Origin of the sequence: Marinobacter sp. BW6, from assembly GCF_008107725.1 — a bacterium.
GTDB lineage: Bacteria > Pseudomonadota > Gammaproteobacteria > Pseudomonadales > Oleiphilaceae > Marinobacter.
The window spans coordinates 116185-136814 of sequence record NZ_VIRN01000037.1; the positions used below are offsets into that span (position 1 = coordinate 116185).

At 55.6% G+C, this 20630-nt stretch carries 21 protein-coding genes and 1 tRNA gene; 7 read left to right on the forward strand and 15 right to left on the reverse strand.

All coding sequences use genetic code 11. The annotated features are described in order from the left end of the window. Positions 1–2 precede the first annotated feature (2 nt). From FMN52_RS02075 to FMN52_RS02090, 4 genes are all read right to left on the reverse strand, one after another. Positions 3–329 (reverse strand): hypothetical protein, encoded by a 327-nt coding sequence (locus FMN52_RS02075; RefSeq protein ID WP_148607067.1) that lies wholly within the window; start codon positions 327–329, stop codon positions 3–5. Further along, positions 326–1693: a hypothetical protein gene (locus FMN52_RS02080; protein ID WP_148607068.1), complete on the reverse strand. Its 1368-nt coding sequence runs from the start codon at positions 1691–1693 to the stop codon at positions 326–328. Before FMN52_RS02080 ends, FMN52_RS02075 begins: the two co-directional genes overlap by 4 nt. 158 nt (positions 1694–1851) lie before the next feature. Continuing rightward, a tRNA-Leu gene (locus tag FMN52_RS02085) sits at positions 1852–1938 on the reverse strand. A gap of 75 nt (positions 1939–2013) precedes the next feature. Beyond that, positions 2014–2655: a class I SAM-dependent methyltransferase gene (locus FMN52_RS02090; RefSeq protein WP_148607069.1), complete on the reverse strand. Its 642-nt coding sequence runs from the start codon at positions 2653–2655 to the stop codon at positions 2014–2016. Between the two features lie 184 nt (positions 2656–2839). Between FMN52_RS02090 and FMN52_RS02095 the strand changes: the two genes are divergently transcribed. Genes FMN52_RS02095 through cydC form a run of 4 tightly spaced genes read left to right on the forward strand, consistent with a single transcriptional unit; the run spans position 2840 to position 8596 of the window. After that, positions 2840–4270 (forward strand): cytochrome ubiquinol oxidase subunit I, encoded by a 1431-nt coding sequence (locus FMN52_RS02095; RefSeq protein ID WP_148607070.1) that lies wholly within the window; start codon positions 2840–2842, stop codon positions 4268–4270. A 2-nt stretch (positions 4271–4272) separates the two neighbouring features. Then, positions 4273–5274, forward strand: coding sequence for a cytochrome d ubiquinol oxidase subunit II (gene cydB, locus FMN52_RS02100; protein WP_148607071.1), 1002 nt, complete (start codon positions 4273–4275; stop codon positions 5272–5274). Then, the gene (gene cydD / locus FMN52_RS02105; RefSeq protein ID WP_148607072.1) at positions 5275–6987 is read left to right on the forward strand and encodes a thiol reductant ABC exporter subunit CydD; all 1713 of its coding nucleotides are present in this window, start codon (positions 5275–5277) and stop codon (positions 6985–6987) included. After that, the gene (gene cydC / locus FMN52_RS02110; protein ID WP_148607073.1) at positions 6980–8596 is read left to right on the forward strand and encodes a thiol reductant ABC exporter subunit CydC; all 1617 of its coding nucleotides are present in this window, start codon (positions 6980–6982) and stop codon (positions 8594–8596) included. The genes cydD and cydC overlap by 8 nt, the downstream gene beginning before the upstream one ends. On the opposite strand, the gene FMN52_RS02115 is transcribed toward cydC, so the two are convergent. After that, entirely contained in the window at positions 8593–9834 is a 1242-nt protein-coding gene (locus tag FMN52_RS02115) for a saccharopine dehydrogenase NADP-binding domain-containing protein (RefSeq protein WP_148607074.1), read from the reverse strand. The two genes, cydC and FMN52_RS02115, sit on opposite strands and share 4 nt — an antisense overlap. Positions 9835–9901: 67 nt before the next feature. Next, positions 9902–10318: a hypothetical protein gene (locus FMN52_RS02120; RefSeq protein WP_104322652.1), complete on the reverse strand. Its 417-nt coding sequence runs from the start codon at positions 10316–10318 to the stop codon at positions 9902–9904. Between the two features lie 207 nt (positions 10319–10525). Between FMN52_RS02120 and FMN52_RS02125 the strand changes: the two genes are divergently transcribed. Further along, complete coding sequence (locus tag FMN52_RS02125; protein ID WP_148607075.1) at positions 10526–10855, forward strand: hypothetical protein; 330 nt, start codon at positions 10526–10528, stop codon at positions 10853–10855. Positions 10856–10901: 46 nt separating this feature from the next. Next, on the forward strand, positions 10902–11378 hold the full coding sequence (locus FMN52_RS02130) for a hypothetical protein (protein ID WP_205424884.1): 477 nt from the start codon (positions 10902–10904) through the stop codon (positions 11376–11378). Between the two features lie 9 nt (positions 11379–11387). Here the strand turns inward: FMN52_RS02130 and FMN52_RS02135 are convergent, their stop codons facing one another. The 3 genes from FMN52_RS02135 to FMN52_RS02145 all read right to left on the reverse strand — a co-directional run bounded on the left by FMN52_RS02135 (position 11388) and on the right by FMN52_RS02145 (position 14029). After that, positions 11388–12227: a putative RNA methyltransferase gene (locus FMN52_RS02135; RefSeq protein ID WP_148607076.1), complete on the reverse strand. Its 840-nt coding sequence runs from the start codon at positions 12225–12227 to the stop codon at positions 11388–11390. A 110-nt stretch (positions 12228–12337) separates the two neighbouring features. Further along, complete coding sequence (locus tag FMN52_RS02140; RefSeq protein WP_064230432.1) at positions 12338–13279, reverse strand: FAD-binding protein; 942 nt, start codon at positions 13277–13279, stop codon at positions 12338–12340. Further along, entirely contained in the window at positions 13280–14029 is a 750-nt protein-coding gene (locus tag FMN52_RS02145) for an electron transfer flavoprotein subunit beta/FixA family protein (RefSeq protein WP_008171627.1), read from the reverse strand. A gap of 418 nt (positions 14030–14447) precedes the next feature. Here FMN52_RS02145 and FMN52_RS02150 point away from each other — a divergent pair, with 418 nt between their 5' ends. Beyond that, on the forward strand, positions 14448–16100 hold the full coding sequence (locus FMN52_RS02150; protein ID WP_148607077.1) for an electron transfer flavoprotein-ubiquinone oxidoreductase: 1653 nt from the start codon (positions 14448–14450) through the stop codon (positions 16098–16100). A gap of 215 nt (positions 16101–16315) precedes the next feature. Here the strand turns inward: FMN52_RS02150 and FMN52_RS02155 are convergent, their stop codons facing one another. The 6 genes from FMN52_RS02155 to FMN52_RS02180 form a co-directional block, all read right to left on the reverse strand. After that, positions 16316–16777: a peptidylprolyl isomerase gene (locus FMN52_RS02155; protein WP_148607078.1), complete on the reverse strand. Its 462-nt coding sequence runs from the start codon at positions 16775–16777 to the stop codon at positions 16316–16318. A gap of 198 nt (positions 16778–16975) precedes the next feature. Continuing rightward, on the reverse strand, positions 16976–17542 hold the full coding sequence (locus tag FMN52_RS02160; RefSeq protein ID WP_148607079.1) for a DUF1285 domain-containing protein: 567 nt from the start codon (positions 17540–17542) through the stop codon (positions 16976–16978). Positions 17543–17566: 24 nt separating this feature from the next. After that, on the reverse strand, positions 17567–18463 hold the full coding sequence (locus FMN52_RS02165) for a radical SAM protein (RefSeq protein WP_148607080.1): 897 nt from the start codon (positions 18461–18463) through the stop codon (positions 17567–17569). 38 nt (positions 18464–18501) lie between these two features. Next, positions 18502–18951, reverse strand: a complete 450-nt coding sequence (locus tag FMN52_RS02170; RefSeq protein ID WP_148607081.1) for a histidine phosphatase family protein — start codon at positions 18949–18951, stop codon at positions 18502–18504. A 43-nt stretch (positions 18952–18994) separates the two neighbouring features. Next, positions 18995–20062, reverse strand: coding sequence for an NAD(P)H-dependent glycerol-3-phosphate dehydrogenase (locus FMN52_RS02175; protein ID WP_148607082.1), 1068 nt, complete (start codon positions 20060–20062; stop codon positions 18995–18997). Positions 20063–20126: 64 nt separating this feature from the next. Next, the gene (locus tag FMN52_RS02180; protein ID WP_148607083.1) at positions 20127–20618 is read right to left on the reverse strand and encodes an STAS domain-containing protein; all 492 of its coding nucleotides are present in this window, start codon (positions 20616–20618) and stop codon (positions 20127–20129) included. Between the last annotated feature and the right edge of the window lie 12 nt (positions 20619–20630).

A 20630-nucleotide genomic window follows, 5' to 3' on the forward strand; every position in this document is an offset into this window, starting at 1 on the left:
TTTTATAGCCCGTAATTGCTCGAACCGAGTGAGCGTTTTACCGCAACTTGAAGTTGTTCCTTGAACCTTTCATCTACCTTACTTATGTCGACATAATTGAAAAATTTCTTAAAATCGCCAATATTCTGTACGTCGCGGCCAAATAGGCCCAAGAAAAAGGAACTATTTATCGATATGGTGTCATTTGGAACAAGGAAAACAAGTATATTTTCTTTCGGACTGTATTGATCAAGCTTGAAATGCTTTCGCGCAGCCTGTCCATTCGAACGGCCAACAAAAACCCTGCCTGTCAATTTCTTTAGATCAATATTGACTACTTTTTTAGTCATACCTGAATCTCTTTAGTGGCGTAATCTGGCAGTATGAACTGTATTGCAATCAAAGACCCTGGAAAGAATACGTCTCTCAGTGATCTGACATAATTTGAATCCGGTTCTTTGCGTAGATCATTATCTTTATTAAAAGCAATGATCGGAGGACCTTGATCTTCCTTTAGTCGATAAGTCCCATCAAACCTAATATGTTCAGAGCCCGACAATATGCACATTTTTGCATTTTGACGATGCTCACTTACGGAATCCCTAGATATCGATTGAAAGAACTCAATTAACGATACCGTTCCGTGGCCCCTTGTATCGTCAGAGGGCTTGTTCTTACTACTAATTCTCCCCTGCAAAGAAAAAAGCGTTATCAAGCTATCCTCACTCCATCCCTTTCTAAATATCCCACTTTTTTCATGTCTTTCTAGATATTTATTCAATTCGATTCGCGCGTAATCGTCTTGTGGGAGCTTTTTAAAAGTCTTTGCAAAAGTGTTCCCATAGTTAAAAATGACGACCTCGCATATACGATGCTCATTTTCGCGGTCCAAATAGCCATATATTTGCCAGTTCGGAACCCCGGAATGGTCTTGCGCATTGGCGATTATCTCCCCAATATATTCAGCAAGATCCTGTTTTGCATCACTAGTTAATTCGCTGCCATTTTGTTGCAGACAATGATCAATATGAGCCACAAAATCTTGCGTTGCTTTTGTTTTGTGGTCAATCGACCCAATTTTCGTTACTTCCTCACCGGAACTCTTTCTTTTGAAAATTACGACCTTTTCATTTTCTGCGTCATCCGGTTCTATCGTGTGACCCGCAACTTCAAGCTCTTTTACGATTCCTACTGATCGGATCAGTTTTTGCAGGCCAGGAGATTCGGGGTATTGACCCTCGATTTCAAACCCTTGGTGCTGAGCCCGATGCACGTCCATACAACCTTTTGCTACTTTGCCTAGAAGAATTTCCGCTCCCAGATCATGCTGAAGCGTATCCTCATGGTTTATTAGTACCCCTGAGATACGCGCATCATCAAACAAGGGTTTGAACGCTTTGAAGACTTGGAGGCATTCCAAGGGAGAGTCTATTATCGAAAACCGTCTCGGTATTTTAATTTCACGTCGACCCGTTGGCGAGCCGTCCCCTACCGTCCGCTTCTGATGCGATTTAGAGACTCCAGCAAGCTTCTTAATAGCTTTCAGCTCTTGCTTCTTAAAAGCTCTGTCATCAAAGCCCACGTATTCTCGTTCTTTGCGCCTCCTGGCAGCTTTCCGACGCTTAGCTTCAGCCTTCTTCTTCCATAGCCTTTTTAGATTTTTTTGGGTCCGCTTAAACCAATAAAATCTGTCGAGTTCTTGTAGTTTCTTCACCCTGCGCAAATCCTTCTTAGTAGAGGTGATGAACGAAATAGTCGGTTAGACCCGAAGCAAAGTCTAGTCATAGGACCTGAAAGTGTCTACATAGCGTCTACATCAGAAAATCAAACTTTTGGCGGGCAAGCCTGAAATTTTTAAACCATTGATTTAGATGGTGCTCCGGGCCGGAATCGAACCGGCACGACCGTGAGGTCGAGAGATTTTAAGTCTCTTGTGTCTACCAATTTCACCACCGGAGCATTCGGGGGAGGTTTTGACGGGCAGAATTGTATAAGTCTGCGTGGAGTAACGCAATTCGGATTCTGCCCTCGCCCTCAAGCGGCTGGGCTGGCTTCTGCTGACTTGGTTGCCCTGCCCTTGTAGATGTATCCGGCGATTTTCGGCGCTTTCGGAATGTAAAGGTTCTCCAGTTCCTGGATTTCAAAACCGGCGTGTCGGATCAGGTCTGCGATGTTGCGGTTCAGGTGGCAGCCGCCGGCCAGCTTTTTCCAGCCGGGGGTCATGCGGTGTTGCCACTTGCGGGTTCCATCATGGGGAGATTCGCCATGTTCCAGGAACAGGAGTTCGCCGCCCGGTTTCAGTACCCGCCACATTTGCTGCAGCGCTGCCTGCCAGTCGGGGATGGTGCACAGGGTGAAGGTCAGCAGTACGGTATCGACGGAGTGGTCTTCCAGGGGGATTTTCTCCCCGGGCAGATCCAGCCACTCTACCTTGATGGGGGATCTTGCGAGATTCGGCTGAGCCTTGCGGCGCATGCCTTCTGAGGGCTCCAGGCCGTACACCATGTCGACATGGTCGGAATTGTAGAATTCCATGTTAATGGCCGAGCCCATGCCCACTTCCAGGACCACCCCTTTAGCGTGGGGGACCACCTGGCTACGCAGCTTCATCACCTGGCCCATCGAGCAGGCCCGGTCTATGATGTGGGGCAGGATCCTGTCTTCGTAAAAGCTCATGAGTTTACCCATACTTGTTTTAAATCAAGGGGTGCGACAAAACGCCCTATCGGGTTTATCGCCATGTTTAGTAGCATGGTAATCATCTGCCGGTACTAACAACACAACAAAATGAGCTAAGGCAGCGGCTGAACGGGTTCGCTGGGCCCGTTTGTTTTGATGTGAACGTTACCGGAGGGTTCCCATGGAACTTGATCCTCTCATCCTATCGCGAATCCAGTTCGCGTTTGTGGTGTCATTTCACGCCATTTTTCCGGTTTTTACCATCGGCCTTGCTTCCTACATCGCGGTACTAGAAGGCCTGGCTTTCAAAACCGAGAATCCGTTGTGGGTGAAGCTGTCTGCCTTCTGGACCAAGGTGTTTGCCGTTGTGTTTGGTATGGGAGTGGTTTCCGGCATCGTGATGTCGTTCCAGTTCGGAACCAACTGGAGTAACTTCGCCCAGGCTTCGGCCAACTTCCTTGGCCCTATACTGAGTTACGAAGTGGTCACGGCGTTTTTCCTTGAGGCGGCTTTTCTCGGGGTGCTGCTGTTCGGTCGCGACAAGGTTCCCGCCGGCGTTCACCTGTTTGCCGCCATCATGGTTGCGCTCGGTACCTTTATTTCCTCCTTCTGGATACTGTCCGCCAACAGCTGGATGCAGACTCCGGCTGGCACCGAACTTCGTGATGGCGTTTTCTATGTGACCTCATGGAGCGAGGCAATCTTCAATCCCTCCTTCCCCTATCGATTCGCCCATATGGCCCTGGCCTCCTTCCTGACCGGCGGCTTTGTGGTGGCAGGTGTGAGTGCCTGGTATTTGCTGCTGGGTCGCGAGGTTGAGGCGAACAAGAAAGCATTGTCCATGTGCCTGTGGCTGCTGCTTTTCATTGCTCCTGCCCAGGCGGTACTGGGTGACTTCCACGGCCTGAACACGCTGGAGCATCAGCCGACCAAAGTGGCGGCCATGGAAGGTAACTGGGAAACCTCCCCTAACGTGCCTCTCCTACTGTTTGCAATTCCGGACCAGGAGAATCAGCGGAACGTGTACGAGATTGGCATTCCCAGCCTTGCCAGTTTCATTCTGACTCATGAATGGGACGGTGAAGTACCGGGGGTGAGCGCGGTGCCTGTGGAGGAACAGCCACCGGTGGCGATCGTGTTCTGGTCCTTCCGGGTCATGGTAGGTATTGGCCTGCTGATGATTGCCTTCGCGGTTACCGGCCTGGTTCTGCGTGCCGGCGGTCGGTACTGGCGCACCAGTTGGTTCCTGCAGGGCATGCGCTTCATGAGCATCACGCCCTTCTTTGCCGTGCTAACTGGCTGGTTTGTTACCGAGGTGGGTCGGGCACCCTGGCTGGTGTACGGACAGATGACCCAGGCCCAGGCGCTTACTCCGTCGCTGACCGGTGGCATGGCATTATTCACACTCATCGGCTATATCGTTGTTTACGCCCTGGTGTTCTCTGCCGGTGTGTATTACCTGATGAGGGTTCTGTACGTAGGACTTGAAGACCAGGATGAAGACGAGCATGAAGCCGAGCGACCGAAACGGCCCTTTTCTGCAGCACACGTGCCTTTCGAGATTGATGAAGACGAGCATCACGGTAAACCGGCCAGCCAGGGAGGTCACTGATTATGGAACTGTTTGATCTGCCCCTTATCTGGGCATTCATTATTGGCTTCGGCATTATCATGTATGTGCTGATGGACGGCTTCGATCTGGGCGTGGGGATTCTTTTCCCCTTCGCCCCGAATGAGGAGGCCCGGGACACCATGATGAACTCGGTGGCGCCGGTGTGGGACGGCAACGAGACCTGGCTGGTGCTGGGTGGTGCCGGCCTTCTGGCCGCCTTCCCGATGGTCTATTCCATCTTCCTGCCGGCGCTCTACATTGGTGTGTTCCTGCTGCTGGCCGGGCTCATCTTCCGGGGCGTGGCGTTCGAGTTCCGATTCAAGGCAAGGACGTCCCGTTACCTCTGGAACTGGGCTTTTGCCGGCGGTTCTACTGTCGCCTCCTTCGCCCAGGGCGCCGTGGTTGGCGCCTATATCCAGGGCTTTGAAACCGCCAACGGCGTCTACGTGGGTGGTGCGCTGGACTGGCTGACGCCATTTACCGTTCTCACGGGCCTCGGGATGCTGGCCGGCTACTCGCTCCTGGGCTCCACCTGGCTGATCATGAAAACCGAGGGTTACCTGCAGCAGTGGGCGTACAAAATCACCCTGCCGCTGCTCCTGGCTGTTCTTGTGGTCTTTGGCATCATCGGTGTCTGGACGCCCTTTGTGGACGAACTGGTCCGTGAGCGCTGGTTCTCCAACCTGAGCATCATCTGGGTTCTGCCGGTTCTGACACTGCTTTGCGCTATCCAGATTTACCGTTCGGTTCGTGATCGCAAGGACGGTATGCCGTTCGTGGCTACCATGGGGCTGTTTATCACCACCTATCTGGGCCTGGTGGTCAGCCGCTGGCCCTATGTGGTTCCGCCGGAATACACGCTCTGGGATGCCGCGTCTGCCTATGAATCCCAGCTGTTCCTGCTGTTGGGCCTGCTGTTCGTAATTCCCATCGTGCTGGTGTACACCGCCTGGACCTACTGGGTCTTCCGCGGCAAGGTGCGCGCCGGCGAGGGATACCACTAAGTGGCGGAGCCACGGGCCAGGGGTGGCGGGGAGAATACCTCCGCCACCGATCAAAGAGCCGTCAAGGGATGGCTTGGGAATCTGGCCCGTGGCAGCCAACTGTGGATTCGCAGTACCGTGGCTGCCGGCACCGTTGCCGGTATCGCCACCATCATTCAGATGGTGCTGTTGGCCCGGATTATCCATCTGGGCGTGATTGACGAGGTGCCGGTTGCGGACCTCACTCCCCTCTTTCTCGGCCTGATTCTGGCGATGGTTGTTCGTGCCCTCGGCCAGGGTTTTCAGACCCGTTTTGCTGCACGATGCAGCGAACAGGTTCGCCGAGATGCCCGGCGTCAGCTCCATAAGCATTGGCAGGCCACCGGCCCGGTGGAACTGGGCCAGTCCTCGGCGGGCACGCTTGCACGGGAGTGGATTGACCACGTGGAAGCCCTGCACGGTTATTTCGCCCGATTTCTGCCCCAGATGACCCTGTCGATGATCGTGCCGCTGCTGATCCTCGCCCTGCTGTTCTGGCTCGACTGGCTGGCCGGTATCTTTCTGCTGCTGTCTGCGCCGCTGATTCCTTTGTTCATGGCCCTGGTGGGCATGGGAGCCGAGAAATTGAACCAGCAGCACTTCGAAACCATCAGCCGGCTTTCCGGACAGTTCCTGGACAAGGTTCGCGGCCTGACCACGCTGCAACTGTTTGGCCAGACGGCCGGAGCAGCCGAACTTATTCGCAAGCGCTCGGATCACTACCGGCGCGTTACCATGAAAACGCTACGGATGGCTTTTCTCTCCTCGGCGGTTCTGGAGTTCTTTGCCTCGGTGGCCATTGCCGTGATCGCCATCTACATCGGGTTTGGTTTGCTGGGGTATATCACTTATGGCCCTTCCGAGGATCTGACCTTGTTTTCAGGGCTGCTAATTCTGTTGCTGGCCCCGGAGTTTTTCCAGCCGTTGCGAACACTCTCCCAGCACTACCACGATCGTGCCGCGGCCATGGGCGCAGGCACCGAGATCCTCGAACGGCTGGAAACCCCGGTAAACCTCGAGAGCACGACCGAAATGGCATCGGTAGAGGGCTCGCAAGAGCGGATTGAGCTGAGGTCTGTCAGTAAAAATTTCCGGTCCGATCAATTGGTTCTGCGGGATCTCACGTTGACCATCCGCAAAGGCGACGTGATTGCCCTCACCGGCCCCTCCGGCGGCGGCAAATCCACCCTGCTTCATCTGTTGGCGGGCTTTTTGGCGCCGGACGCGGGTGAGATCCATCTGTTCGGCGAAGCACCGGGCACATTCCGGTTTGGCTGGCTGGGGCAGAAAGGTTTTCTGGTTCATGGTACCTGGGCCGATAACCTCAGGCTGACTACTCCGGATGCCTCCGATATTGCCATCGAAACCGCCCTGCGGAATGTCGGTCTGGGTTCGGTTCTGGACAGCCGCAAACAGGGTATTTATAGCCCGGTATCTGAGGAGGGTCAGGGGCTCTCCGGTGGTCAGGCCCGCCGGCTGAGTCTGGCCCGTATTTTTCTGGCGGATTACGATCTTATCCTGCTGGATGAGCCCACCGCCGGCCTGGACAGCGACAGCGAGGTGTTCGTGCTGGAGGCCCTGCGCAAACTGGCGGTGGCCGGCAAGACCCTGATCTTCTCTACCCACCACCAGGCTTTGCTGACCCTGGCAAACCGTGTGCTGCTGGTCTCCGGCGGGGAGGTGCGGGATGCGTGATCTTAAGCCGTGGCTGGACCTGATCTTCAGACGCCCGGGGCGTCTGGTTGTGGGCGGTGTCCTGATTCTCGCCACCCTGCTTTCCGGCATTGGCCTGTTGGCGGTCTCGGGTTGGTTCATTACCGAAACGGCCCTGGTGGGCCTACTGCTGGCTGCCGGAGTGGCAGCGACCATAAACCTTTACGTGCCCGGCGGCGCCATCCGGTTTTTTGCCGTCTCCCGCACAGTGTTCCGGTATCTGGAGCGGGTCTACAACCACGATACCGTTCTGAGGTTGCTGACAGATATTCGCGTGGCTCTGTTTCAGCGCCTCTCTCGCGCCAGCCGCGTTCGCCGTGGAGAGCTAAGCGGCGCCCAGTGGCTGTCACGGCTCACCAGCGATGTGGATTCCCTGGACACCCTGTACCTGCGTCTAATCGCGCCCACCGCCCTTGCGAGCTTGGTAACGCTACTGGTGGTGATTCTGGCTGCGGTTCTCTTTGATATCGGCACGGCGTTGCTGGTGGGACTGTTGCTGGTCATTGCCCTGGTAATCGCCACGGTCGGTGTATACCTGAGAACCTGGCGCCTGGCTGCCCGACAAAGCGACCGGCAGGAAGAGCTTCGAACCGCGGTGATCGAACATATTGAAGGTTTCTCGGAGCTGACCGCCGCCGGGCGAACTGGCAAACATGCGGCCTGGCTTATGCGACAGGCCCACCACGTCACCTCGGAGCAGGCGAAGGCCGATACCCGTGTAGGCTGGCATCTGGCCGGGTCCCATCTTTTCGTGAATCTCTCTGCCGTACTGGCCCTTTGGGCAGGGTTTGTCCTGTTTCAGTCGGGCTCGGTTTCCGGCCCCGTCCTTGTGTTACTGCCCATTGCCCTACTCGGGCTGGCCGAGGTGTATGCCATGCTGCCGGATGCCTTTGGCAAGCTTGGAGCAACCGTCGCTTCCGCGGCGCGATTGAACCGGGATTGCCGCGATGAGGAAAAACCCGCTGCGACTGCCGCTCCAGAATTACCACCAAAAACGGCGGTCCTGGCAGAAAATATTGCAGTAAAACATGATGGTTACGCGCCATTGTTCACGCGCTTCAATCTTGAGATCGAGGACGGCGACCGCATTGGTATTCTTGGTCATTCCGGCAGCGGCAAGTCCTCTCTGGCGGATGTGCTCGCTGGTCTGTTGCCCACTGCCCAGGGCCGCCTGGTGTGTAAGGATTGCGTCTACCTGACCCAGAAAACGGTGTTATTCGAGGACACCCTCAGGGCGAATCTGTTATTGGGATCGCCTGAGGCCTCGGACACCGAGCTCTGGAGTATGCTGGAACAGATGGAGTTGGCCGAACGTTTCGCCATGGAACCGGATCAGCTCGATACCTGGCTTGGCAGCGCCGGCAGCCGGCTCTCCGGGGGTGAGGCCCGGCGTGTGGCCCTGGCGCGGGTGTTACTGAACCCTGCCCCGCTGGTAATACTGGACGAGCCTTTCACAGGCCTGGATGCCGAAACCCGAACGCGGGTTTCAAAACGGATGGAAACACTTCTGGAAGGAAGAACCGTGGTTAGTCTGGCACACGGGCCGGATGCCCTGCCGGGCACCGACCGTGTGATCTATCTGAGCGGTTAGCGGGTTTCCAGTACCTCGAAGGTCAGGCCCGCCTTGCTGGTGAGCCGCTCCATCAGTTTGCCGTCCAGCAAAGAGGACGGTGTCCAGAACCCGCCAGGCTGGTCAGCCGGAATATCGAACGCAAGGCACATGCCTGCTTCGCCCAACATTTTTCCGGTGGAACCATAGCCCGGGTCACGATCGCCGGTCACTTTGGTGATGATGGTCTTGCCATCCTCTGTGCGACCAACGAAACGAAGATCATAGAACCCGGCTTTCTGGGCTTCAGGGCTGGGTCCTTCGCCCGGCTTGGGTACAAACTTCTCAACCAGCCAGCGGGTCGGTTTGACGGCCGAGGCCATCAAGAATGCCCCCAGGCCACCGGTGACGGCATACGCTGCCAGACGCCCCTTGGTACCTCGACCGGTCATCATAGCCTCGTCGTAGGTGAACTCCTTTCCATAGCGCGCGTTCTGCAGAGCGTTGGAACGATGCACCACTCGGGTGTTGATCGCTGCCATTACGAAAGGCGCAAGCCAGGCGTTGAAGGTCTTGTCGAACTCGGCGCCTTTAAGGCTGGGCTGACGGGTCTTGGAGCGATGCTCCGGCGGGCAGATTGAGAACGGATTGGCCATTTGTTTTCGCAGTTTCGGATCGGCCGCCGCTTCCTTCACCGCGTTCATCAGTGAGGCAACGGTTCCGCCTGAAAATTCGCCCTTGGCGGTTTTCACCCGCATGCGGACATCCCGGCATGTCGTGCCGAAGGTCTGCTCTGCCTGGTTCTGCAGGAACCAGACGCCCATATCGGACGGAATCGAGTCGAAGCCGCAGCAGTGAACAATGCGCGCACCGGACGCTTTCGCTTCTTCCTCGTAGCGCTGCACCATCTTGCCAATCCACTGTACTTCGCCGGTCAGGTCGCAGTAGTCCGTACCACTTTGCACGCACGCCTGCACCAGTGGCTCACCGTACAAGGCATAGGGACCGACGGTGGAAATGATGACCCGGGTTTGCTCGCACATGGCCTTCAGAGCGTCCTCATCAGACGCATCAGCCAGAATCACCGGAACAGCCTTGGCCTTGTCGCCAAGTTCGCCCTTCAAGGTGTTGAGCTTGCTCTCCGAGCGACCGGCAATCGCCCATTTCACAGATTGACCCACTCCGTAGGTTTCGAGCAAGTAACGGGTAAGAATCTGGCCAACGAAACTGGTGGCACCGAACACCACAAGGTCATAGGCCGTTTCAGCGGATTTGGTCATTGCTCTTCCTTAGTCAGCTGCATTGAAAACGAGTTGATAGAGAGTTAATTGGGTGCTGGCGCAGAGTTTAACGAACCCCGACAGGCGCTTTCGCCCCCATCAGGCGCATGAATACGGCCACGCCCAGGCCCCAGAACCCGTTAAGAAGAAGTCCGCCTACCCAGGTCTGGGCAGACACATCGAGCCCTTTCAGGGGAAATACCACCAGCATGGCGACTGCAGTGGGACCTACTGCCCCTACAATGACATGCCCCAGCCAGAACTTCACCCCCGCCAGGCGGCCGAGAATCAGCCAAAGCAACATGCCCCAGAGACCACCAAAGAATGCCAGGGATACAACCTGCGGAACGCCCAGCGGTGGCACCGGAGACAAGTTAAACGGCGCTGCAGGTACAATGCCGCCCAGCCAGAAAAGCGCGAACAGGCCCTGATGAAACACCAGGGTTGCGAGAAAACCACTTGCAAACGCCTTGAACCAAACCATGAACAATCCTCTGTTGGTATGAATAGTTGGCCTTAACTCGTTGATTCTGCGTAGCTCATTTAGCAACTGCAACCGATATTAACAGTTTTGAGCGCTCGTTCTACTTTCCTGGCCGCACCCCTGAATCCGTCGTCACGGCCAATCGTTTGTCACAGTTCATAGGGCACACTGCAGGGCAGAGCACAAAACGATTTCCGGAGGTTCGAATTGATCACCTTTTTGATGGTACTCAGCGTCTTGCTTGTCCTGTTCAGCGGTTTCATCTGCTGGCAGGTTCTTGAACAGCGTAAAGTGATCGCCCGAATGATGGAGAACGATAATATCGCAGATTCCGAGCAGGAACCGGAGCTGGTTATTACGCTGCGGGTGTTGAATCCGATTGCCCTGGCAAAGCGGGAATCACGCTCTGCCCGTGTGCTTGCCGACAAACTGCCCGTCATGGTGCGCAAGATGGTGTACCAGGAAGTGATGAAAGAGCTTGAGGAGGAGATGACGGAGCGTGAAATAGATGTGGACATGCAGATCGAGTATCGATGATCGCGATGACAGGGATATTCAAGATGGTTGATGGAAGCGCATTGTCATGATCACCACCGTAATCGTAATCATGTTGCTGCTTCTCGCGTTCAGCGGGCTCTGTATTGCCTACTGGCAGTTGCTGCTCTGCCGCCGTGAGGCCCGGATTCTCAACTCCCATCGGGTGGCGGCGCACAGCGCCATTCAGAAGAGCAGGATGGACCTTCTGGAAGTCCGTAATCGTGCGAGATTGTTGGAGGACTCCGTTTCAGGCGGTGCCAGCGCGGTGGAGAAACTCCACAAAGCGATCTCCAACACCACCTTCGGGCTGATTGATCTGTTTTCGAAGGATGAAGAGTTCCGGCAGACGGCCCGTAAAGCACGGGCCACCCATGACCAGACCAGTCAGCAGATCTATCGAACCGTGCGCACCACCAACAAGGCGCTGCACATCCTTGCCGATACCCTGATCATTGGCAAGGCTGAAAAGCGGCTCGCTTCCCGCAAGCGCGGAAAGGCTCCTGGTTCGGACGACAATCAGTGACCTTTGCGGTTAAGCCTTTTCCAAACGCTTTAGAGTCACGTCGACCGTCACGGCCAGTGATTCGAGTGCCGCAGCCTTCTCAAGGCCTTCGGAGGTGGCCCGGTACAGATGCGGTGTCATGGCCAGCAGATCGGCAATGCTGGCCTGGTCGGGGAGGGTCAGCGGGAACCGGACCACGGTAGAATCCAATTGCCGGAAACCCTCCGGGGCGTCGTTCTCAGTGTCCCCGGGCGGCTTCACTTCCGGGTAGATTATTTCACGCAGCTCCCGGAGATGGTCTGCACCGGCATCCACCTGTATCAGCTGCCCGCCAGGTTTAAGCACCCGGGCGAATTCGCTGTAAACCGGAAAACCGAAAAGACAAAGCACCAGATCCAGTGAGTCCGGCAGTACCGGTAGGTTTGCATTGCTGCCCACCACCCATCGGGTTTGTTTATCCTGTTTTGCCGCTGCCAGTACCGCCCATTTGGAAATATCAACGCCGATCAAGGCAAGGCATTTGTCGCCGGCCAGCCTAGCGAGGTGTCGCAGATAAAAACCTTCTCCCGAACCGGCGTCCAGCACCGATCCAGTCCCCTCACTCGGAAGCGACCGCAGCGACCAATCGCTAACCACGTCGGCAATCTTTGTGTAGAAGCCCGCATTCAGAAACCGTTGTCTGGCCGCAACCATTTCCTTGCTGTCACCCGGGTCCAGGGTGCGTTTCTTTTGAACAGGTAACAGATGCACATAGCCCTGCCTGGCAACATCAAAGCTGTGTCCATTCTCGCATTGCCAGGTCTTTTCGCTGGGGACCAGCGGGCAACCGTCCAGTGGGCAGGCTAAGGCATCAAACGGAGTGGTGGTCATGGTTCGTTTATCCGGTTCAACCGACAGGGCCGGGTATCATGGCAGGTAATTTGGTTTCACCCAAAACAAAAAGGCACCCGAAGGTGCCTTTTCTCAAGCCAGACAGAAAGTTACAGAACTTTCTTCAGCTCTTCTTCAAGTTGCGGAACTGCTTCGAACAGGTCCGCTACCAGGCCGTAATCGGCAACCTGGAAGATCGGAGCTTCTTCATCCTTGTTGATCGCAACGATCACCTTGGAATCAGACATACCGGCCAGGTGCTGGATGGCACCGGAAATACCAACAGCGATGTAAAGCTGCGGAGCAACAATCTTACCGGTCTGGCCAACCTGCATGTCGTTCGGTACAAAACCGGCGTCAACCGCAGCACGGGAAGCACCAACAGCAGCACCCATCAGATCGGCAACCTGCTCCAGCATCTTGAAGTTGTCGCCGTTCTGCATGCCGCGACCACCGGAAACAACGATACCGGCGCTTGCCAGATCAGGACGGTCAGACTTGGCCAGCTCTTCGCTTACGAACTGGGACAGGCCAGCGTCTTTTACAACGTCCAATTGTTCAACGGCGGCAGAGCCACCTTCGCCAGCAACCGGGTCGAACGCAGTCGGACGAACAGTAACCACCTTGATGCTGTCACTGGATTTTACAGTGGCAATGGCGTTACCAGCGTAGATCGGGCGAACGAAGGTGTCTTCGGACTCCACACGCATGATGTCGGAAACCTGGGCAACGTCCAGCAGTGCAGCAACACGTGGCATGAAGTCTTTGCCCACGGTGCCAGCGGCGGCCAGGATGTGGCTGTAGCCCTTACCTACTTCGGCAACCAGCTCACCCAGGTTTTCGCCCAGGAAGTGACCATAAGCAGCGTTATCGGCAACCAGTACCTTGTTAACGCCTTCGGCCTTGGCAGCTGCTTCTGCAACGGCACCACAGTTCTCACCGGCAACCAATACGTCGATGTCTCCGCCGATGGCCTTGGCAGCCGCTACAACATTCAGGGTAGCCTGTTTCAGGCTGCTGTTGTCATGTTCAGCAATTACAAGGATGCTCATTTAGATCACCTTCGCTTCATTCTTCAGTTTATCGACCAGCTCGGCAACGTCGGCCACTTTCACACCCGCCTGACGGGAAGCAGGCGCTTCAACCTTCAGGGTGGAAAGGCGCGGAGCGATGTCGACACCCAGATCGGCCGGGCTCATGTTGTCCAGTGGCTTCTTCTTCGCCTTCATGATGTTCGGCAAAGAAGCGTAGCGCGGCTCGTTCAGACGCAGGTCAGTGGTGACAACCGCAGGCAGGTTCAGGGCAACGGTCATCAGACCACCGTCTACCTCACGGGTTACGTTAACCTTGTCGCCCTCAACAACCACTTCGGAAGCGAAAGTGCCCTGACCCATGCCGGTCAGCGCGGCCAGCATCTGGCCAGTCTGGTTGTTATCGGAATCGATGGACTGCTTGCCAAGAATGACCAGCTTTGGCTCTTCTTTCTCAACAACAGCCTTGAGCAGCTTGGCCGCTTCGAGAGACTGAACCTCCTCGTCGGTTTCGACGTGGATACCACGGTCAGCACCCAGCGCCAGCGCAGTACGGATCTGCTCCTGGGAGGCTTTCGGGCCAATGGATACCACTACGATTTCACTGGCAACACCCTTCTCTTTCAGGCGAACGGCTTCTTCTACCGCGATTTCGCAGAACGGGTTCATTGCCATCTTGACGTTGGCGAGATCAACACCGGTGTTGTCCGGCTTGACGCGCACCTTTACGTTGTAGTCGATTACTCGTTTTACAGCGACCAGAACCTTCATAGATTCCTCGTTCTTCTACGATGGGTTTATGACTTGCAGTCCTCGCGCAGAGCCTGCCTGAATTCAATGCGCACTAATAATGGAGGCAACACTCAGCAGAATCAATAGCCTCAAACGACGCGCCAGGACTGAACTTTCAGCCAATTCCCCGGTATTGACCGGGAACGGCAATGAGACGATACTAGATTTCGACTCAAAACACACGATGTTTCAGTGTGCTCTTACAATGCCAAAGGACAGAGCGAATTTCAAACAAACGTTTGTTTGATTCTTCAAATACGGTATCCTTTTGGTTATGAAAGTCGGGACATCCGGCTTGGGGCAGTCGTCTATAGGCATTTTTACCGGTATGATGGCGACCCAGAATAATTGGCCTGCGGGCATATAATATCCATTAAAGATGTTTGAGGAGACCAACGTGGAACGCGAATCGATGGAATTTGATGTTCTGATCGTCGGCGGCGGCCCGGCGGGCCTGTCTGCAGCGTGCCGTGTCATGCAATTGGCACAGGAAGCTGGCGAGGAACTTACCGTATGCGTTGTAGAGAAAGGTTCTGAGATCGGCGCTCACATTCTGGCCGGTACCGTATTCGAGCCCACTGCCCTCAACGAACTCTTCCCCGACTGGAAAGAGAAAGGTGCCCCGCTTAACACGCCGGTTACCCGTGACGACATTTTCCTGCTGAAAAATCAGGAAAGCGCCACCAAGATCCCCAATGCCTTTGTGCCCAAGAACATGCACAACCATGGCAACTACATTATCAGCCTCGGCAACCTGTGCCGCTGGCTCGCCGAACAGGCCGAGCAGCTTGGCGTTGAGGTTTATCCCGGCTTTGCCGCCTCCGAGACCATCGTTGAAGACGGTCAGGTAAAAGGCATTATTACCGGCGATATGGGTGTGGCCCGCGACGGTTCCGAAAAAGACGGCTACATGCCGGGCATGGAACTGCGCGCCAAATACACCCTCTTTACCGAGGGCTGCCGTGGTCACCTGGGCAAGCGCCTGATCAACGAGTTCAATCTGGATGAAGGCAAGGATCCCCAGCACTACGGTATCGGCATAAAGGAACTCTGGGATATTGATCCGGCCAAACACGAGCCAGGCCTGGTCGTTCATACCACTGGCTGGCCGCTGAAAGAGACCGGTTCCACCGGCGGCTCCTTCCTGTACCACCTGGAAAACGGCCAGGTATATGTGGGCCTGATCACGGACCTGTCCTACAGCAACCCGCACCTGAGCCCGTTCGAGGAATTTCAGCGCCTGAAGCATCACCCGGAGATCAAGAAACACCTTGAAGGCGGTAAGCGCGTATCCTACGGCGCCCGTGCAATCACCAAAGGTGGCTACAACGCTCTGCCCAAGATGAGCTTCCCGGGCGGTCTGCTGCTGGGCTGTGACGCTGGCACTCTGAACGGTTCCAAGATCAAAGGCTCCCACACTGCCATGAAGTCCGGCATGTTGGGCGCTGAGGCTGTTTTCGAAGCACTCAAGGACGGCAAGAGCGGCGAAGAGATCAGCAGCTTCCAGAAGAAGTTTGAAGACAGCTGGCTGTTCAAGGAGCTCTACGCCGAGCGTAACTTCGGCCCGGCCATGCACAAGTTCGGCAACATTGTTGGCGGTGCCATCGCCTTCTTCGAGCAGAACATCCTGCGTGGCAGCCTGCCGATCACCTTCCATGACACGACCCCGGATTACGCTACCCTGAAGCCGGCGGCCGAGTGCAAGAAGGTGACCTATCCGAAGCCGGATAATACCCTGACCTTTGACCGCCTATCCTCGGTGTTTATCTCCAACACCAACCATGAGGAAGATCAGCCGGTGCACCTGAAGCTGACAGATCCTGAGCTTCCGATCCGTGACAACCTGCCGAAATACGACGAGCCCGCGCAGCGCTACTGTCCGGCTGGCGTGTACGAGGTTGTCGAGAAAGACGACGGCAGCGGTAAGCGCTTCCAGATCAACGCCCAGAACTGTGTTCACTGCAAGACCTGTGATATCAAGGATCCTGCCCAGAACATTAACTGGGTGACTCCGGAAGGCGGCGGCGGCCCGAACTATCCGAACATGTAAGTTCGGCTTCCGGTGATAAAAACGGCCCCTAGAGGGCCGTTTTTTTTTGGGCTGTCGGATTACGGCTGCGCCTAATCCGACCTACGGGGTTGGTGTGAGGCTTCGAATGGTGTCTTTGTAGGTCGGATTAGGCGCAGCCGTAATCCGACATGATTATTTTGGGCATAAAAATAACGGCTCCCGTGGGAGCCGTTTTTGTAGCGCTTCAGAAAAGCTTAGTGAGCGTGACCGTGCTCTTGCTCTTCGTCAGTCGCTTCGCGAGCTTCGACTACTTCGACGTCGAAGTGCAGGGTCTCGCCGGCGAGCGGATGGTTGGCGTCGATGGTGACGGTCTCGTCGCCAACTTCAACCACGCGAACAACCTGAGGGCCGCCCGGGGTCTGCGCCTGGAACTGCATGCCCGGCTCGATGGTATCGACGCCTTCAAATGCAGAACGCGGAACCGGCTGGATCAGCTCTTCGTTAACTTCGCCGTAGCCTTCACCAGGTTCTACAGAAACCTTAACCTGATCGCCTGCGTTCTTTTCGTTCAGTGCACTTTCCAGTCCACCGATAATGTTCTGTGCACCTTCCAGGTAAGACAGAGGCTCACGACCTTCTACGCGGGAGGAGTCAAGCTGCTCTCCCTGATCGTTGGTGAGCGTGTAATGGATGGTGACAACACGAGGTTGGGCCATGTGATCTCCTTGCGTGTCGCAATGACTGTTTAATTAATTTAGGCAATCGAAAGTGATCGTGAACAGCCAGACTGCACAGAGGGACTAACGACCACCGGGCCTCGTTAGAGAGCCAGGCTCATAACAAGTATGAAAACACAGTTTAACAACTGAGTTAATGCGTTTTCTACCGTAATTCTGGGGCCATGGTCCGGGTTTTCAACCACTCTTGCCCATTTTGTAGAAAATTCCGTGACTGAAAACCCCGAGAACCGGATGGCCATCCTCATTTCGTTCTACCACATGCTCGGCCAGGTCGTAATAGGCAGCGGTGACCAGTCGCGCTTCGACACCATGACGAATTTTCACAATGGGACGGGGTTCGTCCGTCCCCGGATAGGTGCTCACTTGCAAGGGGTGGTGTTGGCCAATATCAATGGTTTCGCCCACATTGGTGGTCAGAGAAATCACTTGCCGGTCGCCTTCTCCCGCTACCCGAAGGGAATGAGCCAGCAGGGGCGAATCCTCAACCTGTATGCGCCACTTTTCAACCGGGGTCACGAGGTAGTACTCGCCATCCTCCTCCCGACGCAGAATGGTGGAGAATAGCCGGACGATGGCTTCCCGCGCTAGTGGTTCGCCCTTGAAAATCCACTGGCCATCGCGGCTGATGCGAAGGTCCATGTCGCCCGACAGCTCGGGGTTCCACTGATCGAGGGGCGGCTTCCCGGGATTTTTCACGGTTTCCTCCACCTGCTTTGCGAGATTCTCCGGATTCATGCTCATAACCGTGGCTCCCGGTTCGGTGAATTACAACCCGCGCATCCATTCCGCACGAAGGGGCGCTGCGCCAGGATTGGTGATAGCCAGATTGACCTGGTCCAGCATTTTCTGTTTATCTCTGCCGAGCGTCCCTTTCAGAACCAGATAGTTAGAAGCGTGGTCACTTCGGAAAATGGTTTTGTCGAGCTCGAGATGCTCAAGGAAGAGACGAATTTCCTCGAAAAGTCCCTGCTGGGACAGTGGGACGAAATCATCACCGAAGCCTTCCCGAAAACGCTCCTCCCCCTGGGGAAAGCTGACCACGAGGGTCGACAGGTAATCCGGTTGAGTCTCATTGCAAAGCGTGGCGGTGTTGATCGCGTGCTGACGCGAGAGGCTCTCACCTCCCAATCCATTGAGAACCATCACAGAACTGGTCAGGCCTGCCTCCCGGATCTTCACCAGTGCCGAGCGGGTGGATTCCCAGGTTTCGCCCTTGTTGACCCGACGCAGGATCTCATCGTCGCCGGATTCCATACCAACATAAAGGATCTGGAGGCCGGCTTCTTTCAACTGCGCCAGTTCTTCCACGGTCTTCTTCGCCAGGTTGCGAGGCAGGCAGTAACTGGAAACCCGCTGAAGGTCCGGAAAAGCCTCCCGTAGCTGGCCGAGAATCTCCAGCAGCCGACGGGTAGGAAGCACCATGGCATCGCCGTCCGCCAGAAACACCCGGCGAACGCCACCCAGGCTGCGGGCTGCATTCTGGATATCCTGTAGCACGTCGTCAGGCTTTCGGGCCCGGAATTTCTTCTGCGGCTGAGTGTACATCTCACAGAAGGTGCATTTATTCCAGGAACAGCCGTTGGTAACCGGCAGGATCAATGACTTGGCTTCACTGGGGGGCCGGAATACCGGCTCTACGTAGTCAATCGGAAAGCTGTACATAATCAGGCTCGAATTTTGAGGATTCAGGAATCGGACTATCAGGGCAGAAACTGAGCTTTCAAGTCTGCGCAACCGGGACCAACCACCGGCATGTCCAGCATCACAGCCTGAGAAGTCATGAATGGGATGCCCCGACGGTGGGCGTCCACCAACAACGTGGCAAGACCTCCGACCAACGGCATGTGGGAAACGATCAGCAGTGGCGATTCGTGGGGTTCAATTAACGCATCAAGGCACTCACCCGGGTCGTCGTCCGGAGTAATAAACATCTTTTCTTCAACGGGGCAATTGAGAATCTCGGAGACTATAGCGGCGGTTTGCCGCGCCCGAACATAGGGGCTGCTCCAGATCAACTTTGGACGCCAGGGCGACTCGGCGATACGGGCAGCAACCTCGGCAACGCCCAACCGACCGGACTCGGTCAGTTCACGCTCCTGATCCAGCGTATGCCAGCCAGCTTCGCCGTGGCGCATGATGAGCAGTTGCAAGGGCTCTCTCCTTTCCGACCTCGTTCGACGTTGTCTGGCCGGGTTACTGGCTGATGGTACGCGGCAATATAAATTCCACGTCGGAATTCTGGACCGACATCATCAGGCTGTTGATCACCGCCTTGATTGAAGCATTTTCGTACAGAATTTCGTAAAGTCCACGAACCAAAGGCATGTAGATGCCAATGGCCTCGGCCTTTTCCTTAACCAGCTTCAGGGTATAGATGCCCTCTGCAACCTGCCCGAGCTCCGCGACGGCGTCGTCCAGCTTCTGGCCCTGCCCGACCGAGTAGCCCACCCGATAGTTCCTGCTCTTCGACGACGTACAAGTCACAATCAGGTCGCCAACACCCGCAAGCCCCATAAAGGTCATGGGGTTGGCGCCGAGGCTGACGGCGAAACGGCTCATTTCTGCGAGGCCCCGGGTAATCAGCATGGCCTTGGCGTTCTCCCCCATCTCCAGAGCGGAGGCGAGGCCAGCGACAATCGCATAGATATTCTTCAATGCCCCGGCGAGCTCCACGCCATATACATCCACGTTGGCGTAGACGCGGAAGTACTCGCAGCCCAGGAGATCCTGGACGGAACGACGCACATCGGGATCCTTGGCTGCAATCACGGTGGCGGTAAGGTCCCGGTTGACAATTTCACCCGCCAGATTTGGGCCGCTGAGCACACCGGTGCGACAGCGGGGAATCTCTTCCTGGAGGATTTCGCTCATCAGCTTGAAGCCGTGCTCTTCAATGCCCTTGGTCAGGCTGATAACAATCTGGTCATCGCGGAATTTATCGCAGTTTTCACGGATGACGGCCCGAAAGGCCTTGCTCGGAATGGCAACAAAGACGGTTTCTGCCTTGCTGACCGCGGCTGCCAGATCTGTCGTGGGCTGAATGTCACCGGCCAGTTCGATGTCCGGCATGTAGCGGCTGTTGACCCGGGTATTGCGAATTTCTTCGGCCTGGGCCTCACCACGCATCCAGAAGTGCACGCGATGACCGTTTTCGCCCAGCACCTTGGCCATGGCGGTACCAAAACTACCACCGCCCAGAACCGCCACATCGTGCACCGGACCAGTTCCCCCAATGTTTTGAGGCCTCGATTGTTCAGACATAATTCTTCCGTTTTTTCAGATCAGGCGTGAAACCAGCACAGCCGTGCGCAATCGGCTTAAGGCGTTAACTGGGCTCTTCACATTCCAGAGCGCGCACCAGATTCTTGAATTCTTCCCTGTTCCGGTTGTTAAGGCCCATCAGCACTTTGTGGGCATCGAGAACCTTGTCCCGAACCTGCTGTTCGCTGGCCCTGAGTACAGGTATTTCTTCAAGCTCTTCAATACGGGACGCGGGTTCTCGAACAATGATGAAAATCTTGTCGAACCCCATGGACGTGATAATGCGGGTAATGTCAGGGTTGGTCGAAATGAGTGTGGGCAGGAAATGGCTCTGTTTCTGGGCCGCCATGGCTATCTTGGCCAGCAGGCCGAGTGTGGTGCTATCGATGATCTCGGTTTCGGTCAGGTCGATTACCACGGTTTTGAACTGGGGGTCCTGAGTGATGGACTCAACCAGATTGTCCAGCGTCGAACACAGGTTCAGCCGGATTTCCCCAATAAACTTCAGGACATAAATGCCCTGTTTTTCAGCTTGCAGGATCTTGTAACCAGCCATGTTTCACACTGC

What these genes read in the sequence shown, in the direction of transcription:
- FMN52_RS02175 (WP_148607082.1), bottom strand. Translation starts at nt 20,062, where the DNA reads ATGTCTGAACAATCGAGGCCTCAAAACATTGGGGGAACTGGTCCGGTG.
- FMN52_RS02180 (WP_148607083.1), bottom strand. Translation starts at nt 20,618, where the DNA reads ATGGCTGGTTACAAGATCCTGCAAGCTGAAAAACAGGGCATTTATGTC.
- FMN52_RS02140 (WP_064230432.1), bottom strand. Translation starts at nt 13,279, where the DNA reads ATGAGCATCCTTGTAATTGCTGAACATGACAACAGCAGCCTGAAACAG.
- cydC (WP_148607073.1), top strand. Translation starts at nt 6,980, where the DNA reads ATGCGTGATCTTAAGCCGTGGCTGGACCTGATCTTCAGACGCCCGGGG.
- cydB (WP_148607071.1), top strand. Translation starts at nt 4,273, where the DNA reads ATGGAACTGTTTGATCTGCCCCTTATCTGGGCATTCATTATTGGCTTC.
- FMN52_RS02130 (WP_205424884.1), top strand. Translation starts at nt 10,902, where the DNA reads ATGATCACCACCGTAATCGTAATCATGTTGCTGCTTCTCGCGTTCAGC.
- FMN52_RS02115 (WP_148607074.1), bottom strand. Translation starts at nt 9,834, where the DNA reads ATGACCAAATCCGCTGAAACGGCCTATGACCTTGTGGTGTTCGGTGCC.
- FMN52_RS02155 (WP_148607078.1), bottom strand. Translation starts at nt 16,777, where the DNA reads ATGGCCCAACCTCGTGTTGTCACCATCCATTACACGCTCACCAACGAT.
- FMN52_RS02145 (WP_008171627.1), bottom strand. Translation starts at nt 14,029, where the DNA reads ATGAAGGTTCTGGTCGCTGTAAAACGAGTAATCGACTACAACGTAAAG.
- FMN52_RS02135 (WP_148607076.1), bottom strand. Translation starts at nt 12,227, where the DNA reads ATGACCACCACTCCGTTTGATGCCTTAGCCTGCCCACTGGACGGTTGC.
- FMN52_RS02160 (WP_148607079.1), bottom strand. Translation starts at nt 17,542, where the DNA reads ATGAGCATGAATCCGGAGAATCTCGCAAAGCAGGTGGAGGAAACCGTG.
- FMN52_RS02090 (WP_148607069.1), bottom strand. Translation starts at nt 2,655, where the DNA reads ATGAGCTTTTACGAAGACAGGATCCTGCCCCACATCATAGACCGGGCC.
- FMN52_RS02075 (WP_148607067.1), bottom strand. Translation starts at nt 329, where the DNA reads ATGACTAAAAAAGTAGTCAATATTGATCTAAAGAAATTGACAGGCAGG.
- FMN52_RS02165 (WP_148607080.1), bottom strand. Translation starts at nt 18,463, where the DNA reads ATGTACAGCTTTCCGATTGACTACGTAGAGCCGGTATTCCGGCCCCCC.
- FMN52_RS02095 (WP_148607070.1), top strand. Translation starts at nt 2,840, where the DNA reads ATGGAACTTGATCCTCTCATCCTATCGCGAATCCAGTTCGCGTTTGTG.
- FMN52_RS02120 (WP_104322652.1), bottom strand. Translation starts at nt 10,318, where the DNA reads ATGGTTTGGTTCAAGGCGTTTGCAAGTGGTTTTCTCGCAACCCTGGTG.